This window comes from Kitasatospora sp. NPDC057518 (genome assembly GCF_042802075.1).
Classification (GTDB): domain Bacteria; phylum Actinomycetota; class Actinomycetes; order Streptomycetales; family Streptomycetaceae; genus Kitasatospora.
In genome coordinates, this window is the sequence record NZ_JBHVEU010000038.1 from 20,470 (window position 1) to 31,639 (window position 11,170).

Sequence of the window (11,170 nt, forward strand, 5' to 3'; positions counted from 1 at the left end):
TGTGTCCGGGCGGGCCGGGTCAGCCGAGGTCGAAGGTGTTCGGCAGGCCGAGGCGGTAGCGGGCCTCGTCGACCAGTTTGAGGGGCTCCAGCTCCGGGGGACGGAAGAGCAGCTGGATCCGGCAGCGTTCGGCGGGCGAACCGTCGGCGTCCAGGAGGGCGTTGACGGCGCGGCGCGCGGACTCGTTGGCGCCCTCCATGGTGGCCAGGTCGACGTCGGTGCGGACGTAGTCGCCGGCCAGGAAGAAGTTGCCGACGGCGGTGGCGGCGGAGGGCCGGTGGTAGAGCGTGCCGGCGGGGTGGACCAGGAGTTGCTCGCGGTTGGCCGGGGCCGGCCCGCCCAGGCCGGTGACGGCCGGGTCGAGGAACCACGAGTGCACGTCCGCGTCCGCCGGCCAACCGGCGCCCGGCCGGTCGAGGGCCCGCCGGCACTGCGCCCAGACCTCGCGGGCGACCTCCTCGCGGGTGCACTCCTTGGCCGTCCTGCCGTAGAGGATGCCGGGACGGTCCCACTCCGAGACGCAGACCGAGAGGCAGTCGCGCACCGTGCCGTCGCCGTAGGCGGCCGCGAAGTCGCGGTCCCAGAACTGCGCCTGGTTGACCGTGGTGAGCGACCACGGGGAGTCCAGGCAGATGGCGTGGCCGTGCACCAGCCGCAGCGGGCGGCGCAGGTAGAACTGGATGCCCGTCATCCAGTCGGTGCCGATCGCGTCGCAGCGCGCCAGTTGGGGATCGGCGGCGCGCAGGCGCGGACCCCAGGTGGTGCGGGCGTGCTCGACCGGCAGCGCGCTGAGGTAGTAGTCGGCCCGCACCGTCTCCGGGGCGCCGCCGCCGGCCGGTGCCACCAGGACCCCGGTGATCCGGCCCTCGTCGTACAGCACCTCCCGGACCTCGGTGCCGGTCCGGAACTCGACGCCCAGTGCGGAGAGGTGGGCCGCCCACGGGTCGATCCAGGCCTCACTGGTGGGGCCGTTGAGCACCCGGTCGAGCTGTCCGTCGACGCCGCGCCCGAGCAGGCCGTTCAGCAGGAAGGCCTCGATGATGGTGCGGGCCACCGTACGGGTGCTGGCCTGCTCGGCCCGGGTCGCCACCAGGTCCCGGGACACGCCGACCCCGAGGAGGCGCTGGTAGTCGTGGGACATTCGCCCGGCCCTGATGAAGTCCCACCACGGCACCCGTTCCCACTGCTGCTCGCGGCGCAGGTCGCAGCTGGTCAGGTGGACCAGGACCCGGTCCACGAAGTAGGCCAGCTCGTCGGCGGGCAGGTGCAGCACCTCGTCCAGCGCGCCGGTCAGGGTCCGCCGCAGGGCGTCCGGGGCGAGGTCGCCCAGGTCGAGCGGGCGGCGGGTGAGGGTCCGGAACGGGAGCAGCAGGCCCGGGCGCGGGGCGTCGAAGGCCAGCAGCGCCTGGGTGGCGTCGCGCAGGTTGTCGTGGACGCCGCCGGGGTTGCCCGGGTAGGGGATGCGGCGCAGGGTGTCCGGCAGGTTGCGGTAGAAGCCGGGGAAGAACCGGAAGCCGTGCTCGCCCGGCAGCGCTCGGCGTCCACCGCTCGCGCCGCCCGGCACGTCCATGCTCCGGGCCTTGCCGCCGAGCGCGGCGTAGTACTCGTACACCGTCACCCGGTAGCCGCGCTCGGCCAGTTCGTGCGCCGCGCTCAGCCCGGACACCCCGCCGCCGAGGACCGCCACGGTCCGCCCGGAGCCGGAGCCGCCGCCGGCGGCGGTGCCCGCGCCACGTGGGAGCGCGGCGGCGCCGGCGGCGGGACCGACCGCCAGCGCCCCGCCCAACGCGGCGGCGCGGGTGAGGAACTGGCGTCGGGTCCGCCCGCTCACCGCATCCTCGTGCGAACCGTCCTGTGAACCCTCGGCCAACCCCATGCTGCGCGCACCTCCGGCTCCTTGGTCACCCCGAGCGGTTGGGATGACCCCCCGGTGTGCAACGAGCGGGACCGGTGCCGGTCACCCGTCACGGACCAGGGTGGTGGAGGGGTGTTCGACGGGGTGGGCCCGCCCCTACGCCCCGTCGTCCTCGAAGCGCGGGAGCGGGGTGCCGCGCCGGGCCATCTCGGCCTCGAAGAGGCGCTGGAACTCCCGCGCGGACTCGTCGAGGACGATCGGCTCGTCATCGTCCTCGTCGGGGACGATGCCCTGCGCTCGCAGCTTCTGGTCCATCACCAGGATCGGATCCTCGGGGTCGTGGTCGGAGGGGCGGGGGCCCTCGGGTCCGTCCGGGCCGAAGCGGACGGCGCGTTCCACCCGGATGATCCGCAGGAGCCGGTCCTCGACGGTGAGTTCGAAGCCCTGCTCGGCTTCGAGCCGGTCCGCCGCCTCGGCGTAGCGGGCCCGTTGCCGGTCGCTCAGCCGGCGTTCGACCGGCTCGGTCACGCGCAGCCGCATCGACAGGATGTCCCGGGCGCGGAAGGGGGTGGGGGCGTCCATGACGCCGACCGGACGCCACCGGCCGTCGACCCGTTCCGCGACGCCGAAGGCGGCCGGCAGCAGCACCACACCCGGGTGGGTGGTGCTGGAACGCAGCGCGTCCCGGCGGACCTCGGGCGGGAAGTCGCGTGCGGTGGGCACCAGTTGGATGAGGTCGGTCTTGAGGATGCCGGTGGAGAGCCCGGTCGGCAGGGCGGGGTCCATGACGAAGCCGGCGGCCGGGTCCAGGGCTTCGGCGAGCGGGCGCTTGCGGTGGTCGTCGGGGTCGGTGGAGCGCGGCGGCTCCGGGCCGTCCGGACCGCTGCGGATGTACCGCTCGGCCCGCACCACGCGGTAGCGGACGTCCAGTTCGACCTCGTCGAGCTTCTCCCACTCCAGCCGCCCGGCCGCGGCCAGGTACCGCTGCTGCGCCGCGGTGTCGCCGGCCTGCTCCGCCCGGCCGGCCTGCTCGCGGCAGACCATGCCCAGGTCGTCGCGGGCCGACTGCGGGTAGACCTCGGCCATCGAGGTGCGCAGGGCCCAGCCGCCCGTGGGCAGTTCACGGGCGACGCCGAAGGCCCTGCTCCCGGCCGACAGGATCTGCGGATAGCTGTCGCGGGCCGTCCACGCCTCGACGTCCGCCATCCCCGCCACCGGCTCGGTGGGGGCGGCCATCCTGATGGAGAGGTAACCGGGGACATCGTCAGGGAAGTTCACCATGCGCACATGATGCAACCGGTCGGCCACCGAGCGCAGTCAAACGGCCCCTCCTGTCACTCCGAAGGGGCGGGTCACCGCCGTGCCGGGCCATCCCGGCCGGCGCACTACTCGGGTACGAGCACCGCGACGCCCGTCACCCGGTCCGCGGCGAGGTCGGCGAGCGCCGCGTCCGCCCGGCGCAGGGGGTAGCGGCTGACGTGGACCACCGGGCGGGCGCGGGCCGCCTCCGCCAGGAAGGCCAGGCCGTCGGCCCGGGTGTTGGCGGTGACGCTGCGCAGTGTGCGCTCCTGGAAGAGGTGCCGCTGGTAGTCCAGCGACGGGATGTCGGTGAGGTGGATGCCGGCCACGGCGAGTGTGCCGCCGCGGTCCAGCGCGGTGAGGGCGGCGGGCACGAGGCCGCCGACCGGGGCGAAGAGGACGGCCGCGTCCAGCGGTTGCGGGGGCGGGTCGTACGAGTCCCCGGCGAAGGCGGCGCCGAGTTCCAGTGCGAGCCGTCGGGCCGCCTCGGAGCGGGTGAACACGGCCACCCGGGCGCCCCGGGCGAGGGCGATCTGGGCGGTCAGGTGCGCGGACGCGCCGAAGCCGTAGATGCCGAGCAGCCCGCCCGTCGGCAGTTCGGCCCGTTCCAGGGCCCGGTAGCCGATGATCCCGGCGCACAGCAGCGGGGCGAGTTCCTCGGCGGGCGGGCCCTCGGGCAGCCGGTAGGCGTAGCGGGCGTCCGCGGTGACGTGCCCGGCGTAGCCGCCGTGCCGGTCCCAGCCGGTGTACCGGGAGTCGGGGCAGAGGTTCTCGCGCCCGCTGCGGCAGTACCCGCAGCCGCCGCAGGTCCGGGCCAGCCAGGCCACCCCGGCCCGGTCCCCGACGGTGAACTCCTCGACCTCGGACCCGGCCGCCAGCACGTGCCCGACCACCTCGTGCCCGGGCGTGCACCTCGCCGTCCTGGGGGAGAGGTCCCCCTCCGCGAGGTGGAGGTCGGTGCGGCACACCCCGCAGGCCTCCACCTCGACCAGGATCTCCCGCGGCCCGGGCGGGTCGAGCGGCCGGCGCTCCCAGACCAGCGGGCCCGGGCCCGGCCCGCCGACCGGCCCGGGGCGGTCCACCACCCAGGCTCCGGTCTCCGTCGGTAGGGGTTCCCTCGTGGTCATCGCGGCCTCCTGCCGGTCCGCCGGGCACGCGGACCGCCCGGCGTCACGCTCCGTACCTACCCACGGTGCCCCGCGCCCGCCCCGCCAGGCCGCGCACGGCGTGGCCGGTCAGCCCCAGTACCCGGTGTGGACGGCGGAGGCCTCGTCGAACAGGTGCGGGCCGGAGGCCTCGACGGTGTTGCCGCCGGCCGCGAAGACCAGGCGGCAGGGCAGGTCGAGCACCGGTTCGTCCGGGTCCGCTCCCGCGATGGCGTTCAGTTCGGTGGCGGCGAGTGCGTAGACCACCCGCCGGATGCCGCTCCAGTAGATCGCGCCGGCGCACATCGCGCACGGCTCGGTGCTGGTGTACAGGACGGTCTCGGTGAGCTGGTGCGGGGCGAGGGCGCGGCAGGCCGCCCGGACCAGGTTGGTCTCCGCGTGGGCGGTGACGTCGTGGTCGGTCAGCACGGTGTTCTCGGCCGTGAGCAGGACGCCGCCGGACGCGTCGGTCAGCAGTGCGCCGAAGGGGTGGTTGCCGTGGGCGCGGGCGGAGGCCGCGAGTTCGATGGCCGCGAGCAGGTGGGTGCGGGTGTGGTCGGGCATCGGCGTACTCCTCGGGCGTGGAGCGGGCGGGGTGGAGCGGATGGGGCGGGGCGGGCGGGAGGCCGACGAGTCGGCCCGGCCGTCCGCCCACCTCCATGGCACCACCGAACCCGGTCCCCGGCAGGGGCCGGACAGCCGACCGGCCCGGCCCGCTCCGAGGAACGGAACGGACCGGGCCGGGCCGGCACCGGTCAGGACCGGACGGCCGCCCCCGCCCAGGAGCGGTTGCCGAGGAGGGTCTTGACGTCCGAGGCGAGCCCGTTGTCCGGGTTCACCCGGAACCCGAGCTCGTAGAGGGTGTCCTTGTCCCAGTTGGTGGTGCGCAGCCGGACCGGGACGTCGCCGGGGTGGTTCTGGAGGGCGAGCTTGAGCTCGGCGACCACCTGGGGGTTGATCCGGGCGGCCGGGACGGTGATCTGGACGGGCGGCTTGGTGCCGAGTTCGGCGGAGGAGACGTCGAGGGTGGTGATCTCCTGGCCGAAGACGCTCAGTGACCCGTCGCGCTCGTTGAGCCGGCCGCGGATCGAGATCACGTTGTCTTCGATCATCTGCTCGGCCATGAGGTTGTAGGTCGCCGGGAAGAACAGCACCTCGACCGAGCCGTCGCGGTCGGCGAGGGTGATGATCGCCCACGCGTTGCCGGCCTTGTTGATCCGCCGGTCGACGCCGGTGATCAGCCCGGAGAGCCGGACCTCGCCCTCGGAGCGGCCGGAGTCGAGGAGCTGGGCGATCGAGCTGTCGCGGTTCTGGGAGAGGATGTGCTCGGCGCCGTCCAGCGGGTGGCTGGAGACGTAGAGGCCGAGCATCTCGCGTTCCAGGGCCAGGAGTTGGCGCCGCGGCCACTCGTTCTCGGTGAGCTGGAAGTCGAGTCCGATGCCGGGCCCGCCGCCCTCGCCGGCGTCGAGGGCGCCGAACAGGTCGTCCTGTCCGATGGCCTGCTGCTTCTTCAGCCCGGTGACGGCGTCGATCGCGTTCTCGTGCACGCTGCTGAGCGAGAGCCGGGTGTGGCCGAGCGAGTCGAAGGCGCCCGCCTTGACCAGGGAGTCGACGGTGCGCTTGTTGCACACCACCAGTTCGACCTTGTCCAGGAAATCGGCGAAGGAGGTGTACTTGCCCTTCTCCTCGCGGGTGCCGACCAGGGACTCGATGACGGGCACGCCGACGTTGCGCACCGCCTTGAGGCCGAACCGGACGTCGCTGCCGACGGCGGTGAAGTCGACCACCGACTCGTTGACGTCGGGGGAGAGGATCTTGATGCCCATCTGCCGGCACTCGGCCAGGTAGATCGCCATCTTGTCCTTGTCGTCGGCGACGGAGGTGAGCAGGGCGGCCATGTACTCGGCGGGGTAGTTGGCCTTGAGGTAGGCGGTCTGGTAGGAGACCAGGCCGTACGCGGCGGAGTGCGATTTGTTGAACGCGTAGCCGGCGAACGGGACCAGGACGTCCCAGACCGCCTGGATGGCCTCGTCGGAGTAGCCGCGCTCCTTGCAGCCCGCGTGGAACGGGACGAACTCCTTCTCCAGGACCTCCTTCTTCTTCTTGCCCATCGCGCGGCGGAGCAGGTCTGCCTGTCCGAGCGAGTAGCCGGCCAGCACCTGGGCGGCTCGCTGCACCTGCTCCTGGTAGACGATCAGGCCGTAGGTGGGGCCGAGGACGTCCTTGAGGGGTTCCTCCAGCTCGGGGTGGATCGGGATGATCTCCTGCTGGGCGTTCTTGCGCAGGGCGTAGTTGGTGTGCGAGTTCATGCCCATCGGGCCGGGCCGGTACAGCGCGGAGACGGCGGAGATGTCGGCGAACTCGGTGGGCTTCATCAGCTTGAGCAGGGCGCGCATGGGGCCGCCGTCGAGCTGGAACACGCCGAGGGTGTCGCCTCGGGCCAGCAGCTGGTAGGTGGTGGGGTCGTCGATCGGGATCTTCTCGATGTCGACGTCGACGCCCCGGTTGGCCTTCACGATCTTGATGCAGTGGTCGATGATGCCCAGGTTCCGCAGACCCAGGAAGTCCATCTTGATCAGGCCCATGGCTTCGCACGACGGGTAGTCGAAGCCGGTGATGATCACGCCGTCCTTGTCCCGCATGTGCAGCGGGATCAGTTCGAGCAGCGGGGTGGAGGAGAGGATGACGGCGGCGGCGTGCACGCCGGTGCCGCGGATCAGGCCCTCGATGCCCCGCCCGGTGTCGATGATCTTCTTGACGTCGGGCTCGTTGTCGTAGAGCGCCCGGATCTCGGTGCCCTCGTTGTACCGCGGGTGCTTGTCGTTGAACAGGTCGGCCAGCGGCACGCCCTTGCCCATGACGTCCGGCGGCATCGCCTTGGTGATCCGGTCGCCCATGGCGAAGGGGTAGCCCAGGATGCGGTTGGCGTCCTTGACGGCGGCCTTGGCCTTGATCGTGCCGAAGGTGTTGACCTGCGCGGTGTAGGCGGAGCCGTACTTGTCGGTGACGTAGCGCACCATCTGGTCGCGCTGGCGGTCGTCGAAGTCGATGTCGACGTCCGGGGGGTTGATGCGCTCGGGGTTGAGGAACCGCTCGAACAGCAGGTCGTGCTCCAGCGGGTCCAGCTGGGTGATGCCGGTCAGGTAGGCGACCATCGAGCCGGCCGCCGAACCACGGCCCGGACCGACCGGGATGCCGTTGTCCCGGCCGTACTGGCAGATGTCGGCGACCACGAGGAAGTAGGCGTCGAACCCCATCGGGGTGATCACGCCCATCTCCAGCTCGACCCGGTCCAGCACCTCCTGGCTGGGGTTGTCGCCGTAGCGGTGCTGGAGGCCGGCGGCGATCTTCTGGCGCAGGAAGGAGGCCTGGGTCTCGCCCTCGGGGACGTCGAACTGCGGCATCCGGTCGACGTAGGTGAAGACCTCCTCGTACGACTCCACCCGCTCGGCGATCGCCAGGGTGTTGTCGCAGGCCTCCGGCAGCTCGCGGAAGAGCTCGCGCATCTCCTCGGCGGTCTTGACGTAGTAGCCGCTGCCGTTGAACTTGAAGCGGTTCGGGTCGTCCTTGTTCTTGCCCACGCCGACGCAGAGCAGGCTGTCGTGGGCGTCGGCCTGGTCGGCGGTGACGTAGTGCGAGTCGTTGGTGGCCAGCAGCGGGATGTTCAGCTGCTTGGCCAGGCGCAGCAGGTCCTCGCGGACGTCCTGCTCGATGGAGAGCCCGTGGTCCATCAGCTCCAGGAAGTAGTTCTCCTTGCCGAAGATGTCCTGGTAGGCGCCGGCCGCCTTGACGGCCTCCTCGTACTGGCCGAGGCGCAGCCGGGTCTGGACCTCGCCGGAGGGGCAGCCGGTGGTGGCGATGATGCCGGTCGCGTTGGCGGCGATCAGCTCGCGGTCCATGCGGGGCTTCATGTAGTAGCCCTCCATCGACGCGAGCGAGGAGAGCTTGAAGAGGTTCCGCAGGCCGGTGGCGTTCTGCGCCCACATGGTCATGTGGGTGTAGCGGCCGCCGCCGGAGACGTCCTTGCCGCCCTCGCCGTCGGAGCCGGTGGGGCGCTGGCCGCCGGGGGACCAGAACACCTGCTTCTTCAGGAAGCGCGAGGCCGGTGCGACGTACGCCTCGATGCCGATGATCGGCTTCACCCCGGTCTTGGCGGCCGCGTGGAAGAACTCGTACGCGCCGAACATGTTGCCGTGGTCGCTCATCGCGATGGCGGGCATGCCCTGTCTCTCCGCCTCGGCGAACAGCTTGCCGTTCTTGGCGGCGCCGTCCAGCATCGAGTACTCGGTGTGGACGTGCAGGTGCGCGAAGCTGTCGGACACGGCGCTGTGCTCCTGGGACGGGACTCGGACGGGGAAGCGGTCCACCCTATCCGGTCCGCGACGCCGACGCGCAGCCCCGCGGGCCCGCCGCCGCGATCTTGACGGGGCCCTGTCGCTTCCTTGACGGGATCATGGCCAGCGCGGCCGACCCCGCTCCGGTCAGCCGGCCGTGCGGCCGACGGGCAGCGGCGGCGTGGTCCGCAGGGCCTGGGCGACCTGGGTCAGCCAGCGGGTCTCGGCCTCGATGCCGGCGCTGGGCGGCAGGGACGGTTCGGCCTGCGGCGGGTCGGCGGCCTCGGCGGGGTCGGCGGGCGTGTCCGCCCGCGCGCGGGCGCGGACCAGGGCGGCGGCGATCCGGGCGGCCTCGGCCCGCGCGGCGGCGTCGGTGGCCCGGGCACCGCCGCCCCGCGGCTGCTCCGGCCCCGCCGGGGGCGTCTCGCCGGTGCGGTAGCGGCGGAGGATCAGCAGCCCGTCCCGGATCTCGATGACCCGCCGGTAGAGCGCGAGCTCGGCGTCGGCGAAGGGCAGCGGGCCGGCGGCGAGGGCGATCTGCGGGAAGACCGCGTGCAGGGCCCGCCACAGCGGGCCGAGCGACCGGTAGCTGCGGTACGCGGCCCGCCAGCGCCGGGCGGCGCGGCCGGCGCGCGCCCACAGCAGGGTGGTCGCACCGGCCAGCAGCAGCACCGCGCACAGCCGCCCGAGCGCCAGCGAGACGGGGTCCTCGGCGGTCTGCTGGCGGCCCGAGCGCAGGGCGCCGAGGACGTCGTCCACCCCCCACGCCGTCCAGAGCAGCCCGACGGCGGCGGTGAGCGTGATCAGGACGAGGGCCGTGCGCAGGGCCGCGGTGTCGGCCTGGCGCGTCCAGGACAGCGTCTGGCGCAGCAGGGTGACGAGGCAGCCGACCACGTAGCCGACGTTGACCAGGTCGTAGCCGGCCAGCGCTACCGGGCCGGCGCCGCCGGTGGCCACCAACTGGCCGTCGACCTCCGTGATCCGGGCGAGCAGGAACAGGACGGTCGCCACGAGGACCGCGAGGGCGACGCCGGCCTGGCGGCGGCGCAGGGCCCGGGCGTCGGCGGCGGGGCGGCGCAGCGAGACGGCGGCCAGGGCGAGGAAGCCGGCGGAGCCCATCTTGAGGTGGTCGGTGAGCATCCAGGACAGGCCCGCCAGGCCGGTCCCGTGGTCGATGTCCGCCCCGGTCCGGCCGGCCATCAGCGCCAGGGAGGCGCCGAAGCACCAGGCGAAGCAGCAGGTGTAGCGCAGGGCCGGCGTGGTGCCGCGGTGCCGGCCGGCGAAGAACCGGTACGTGCTCAGGCCGAGCAGGAAGACCGCGGCGCAGGCGAGGACGGGGTCAGTCATGCGGGCCCGTCGGGCGGCGCCGGCCCAGCAGCGGGGAGAGCCGCTGCGCCCACTCGGCGTCGGGGGACTGGGCGTTGGCCGCCCGGCCGCCGGGCAGCAGGGCGCGTTTGAGGATCAGCGAGGCGAGCAACTCGGCCTCCCGCTCCTGGGGTTCGAGGTAGACGGTGCGGCCCAGGACCTTCCCGACCAGGGTCGGGGACAGGTGCGGCAGCAGGCCGCGGGTGAGCCCGGGGTCGGGCGAGGGGCCGTCGGCGTGGCCCAGCAGGAGGTGGGCGTACTCGTGCACCAGGATGTGCTGGCGGTGCACCTCGCTGGTGTCCTCGGCGTACACGATGTAGTCGGCCTGACCAGTCGTCACCAGCAGCCCGCAGGGTGCCCCGGGCCGTGCGGGCACGGCGATCAGGTCGATCGGACGGCCACGGGCGCGGGCGAGGCGGGCGACGAGCTCGGCGGCGTCGAACGGGTCGGGCAGGTCGAGCGACTCGCTGATCGCGCGACATCGCCGCATCAGTCCGCCGTGGCGTCGGATCCATCGCAACGCGCGCCTCCCCAGTCCGCCGGGGCCGACGTGGCCGGTCAGCCGTTGCGGGTGTCCCCTCGGCGGCACCACGTCGTGCTCACGGGGAGGGCTTCCCCCTGGCAGCCTCCCGGCGAGCGATAGTCTCGATCACATCGGAGACGGTGTCCAGGGCTTCGGGCGAGAGTTCCACCGCCCGCAGCGCCATGTTCCGTACGCCGGCGTCCCGCAGCGCCTCCAGCAGGGCGAGTTCGGCGACGATCTCCTCGGAGCGGTCGTCGAAGAAGTAGGCGGGGGAGACGTGGAAGAACCCGGCCAGCGCCTCCAGATGGCGCTTGGTCGGGTTGTCGCGCTTGCCGGTGCGCAGCTGCCACAGGTAGGTGGCCGAGAAGGTCTCGCCGGTGGCCTCGCGACAGGCGCGCGCCACGTCCTCGTTGCTGTACTGCTCCCGGTTGGGGCGCCGGACCGTGCGAAACAGTGTCTCGATCTTCTCGGCGAGCGTGCTCGCCCCGGGTTCCGCCATCTCCGCCTCCTGCGCCGCCACTGCCGGTCCCGGCGGCACTGGAACGCGGGGCCGGCCACCGGGTAACCATCGTAGCTTCGGGCGTCGCCCCGGCGTCGGGCGGTGCCGTCCCCGGGGGACGAACGCGGGTCCGGCCCTCGGGGGAGGGCC

Annotated in this window: 8 protein-coding genes; all 8 read right to left on the reverse strand. The window is 73.1% G+C overall.

Annotation, left to right across the window (positions count from 1 at the left end; all coding sequences use genetic code 11):
• Nucleotides 1-19: 19 nt before the first annotated feature.
• The 8 genes from ACFU7Z_RS06425 to ACFU7Z_RS06460 all read right to left on the reverse strand — a co-directional run bounded on the left by ACFU7Z_RS06425 (nucleotide 20) and on the right by ACFU7Z_RS06460 (nucleotide 11,020).
• Complete coding sequence (locus tag ACFU7Z_RS06425; RefSeq protein ID WP_380776595.1) at nucleotides 20-1,876, reverse strand: FAD-dependent oxidoreductase; 1,857 nt, start codon at nucleotides 1,874-1,876, stop codon at nucleotides 20-22.
• A gap of 135 nt (nucleotides 1,877-2,011) precedes the next feature.
• Nucleotides 2,012-3,136, reverse strand: coding sequence for a DUF5954 family protein (locus tag ACFU7Z_RS06430; RefSeq protein WP_049650251.1), 1,125 nt, complete (start codon nucleotides 3,134-3,136; stop codon nucleotides 2,012-2,014).
• A 104-nt stretch (nucleotides 3,137-3,240) separates the two neighbouring features.
• Nucleotides 3,241-4,281 (reverse strand): zinc-binding alcohol dehydrogenase family protein, encoded by a 1,041-nt coding sequence (locus ACFU7Z_RS06435; protein ID WP_380776597.1) that lies wholly within the window; start codon nucleotides 4,279-4,281, stop codon nucleotides 3,241-3,243.
• A gap of 108 nt (nucleotides 4,282-4,389) precedes the next feature.
• Nucleotides 4,390-4,863, reverse strand: coding sequence for a nucleoside deaminase (locus tag ACFU7Z_RS06440; RefSeq protein ID WP_049650233.1), 474 nt, complete (start codon nucleotides 4,861-4,863; stop codon nucleotides 4,390-4,392).
• A gap of 191 nt (nucleotides 4,864-5,054) precedes the next feature.
• Nucleotides 5,055-8,621 (reverse strand): DNA polymerase III subunit alpha, encoded by a 3,567-nt coding sequence (gene dnaE, locus ACFU7Z_RS06445; RefSeq protein ID WP_074003307.1) that lies wholly within the window; start codon nucleotides 8,619-8,621, stop codon nucleotides 5,055-5,057.
• Nucleotides 8,622-8,780: 159 nt separating this feature from the next.
• A complete protein-coding gene (locus ACFU7Z_RS06450; RefSeq protein ID WP_380776599.1) occupies nucleotides 8,781-9,980 on the reverse strand; it encodes an MAB_1171c family putative transporter in 1,200 nt (399 codons plus the stop codon).
• Nucleotides 9,973-10,518, reverse strand: a complete 546-nt coding sequence (locus ACFU7Z_RS06455) for a ParH-like protein (protein WP_380776601.1) — start codon at nucleotides 10,516-10,518, stop codon at nucleotides 9,973-9,975. The genes ACFU7Z_RS06450 and ACFU7Z_RS06455 overlap by 8 nt, the downstream gene beginning before the upstream one ends.
• Nucleotides 10,519-10,597: 79 nt before the next feature.
• Nucleotides 10,598-11,020: a hypothetical protein gene (locus tag ACFU7Z_RS06460; RefSeq protein ID WP_049659008.1), complete on the reverse strand. Its 423-nt coding sequence runs from the start codon at nucleotides 11,018-11,020 to the stop codon at nucleotides 10,598-10,600.
• Nucleotides 11,021-11,170: the final 150 nt, after the last annotated feature.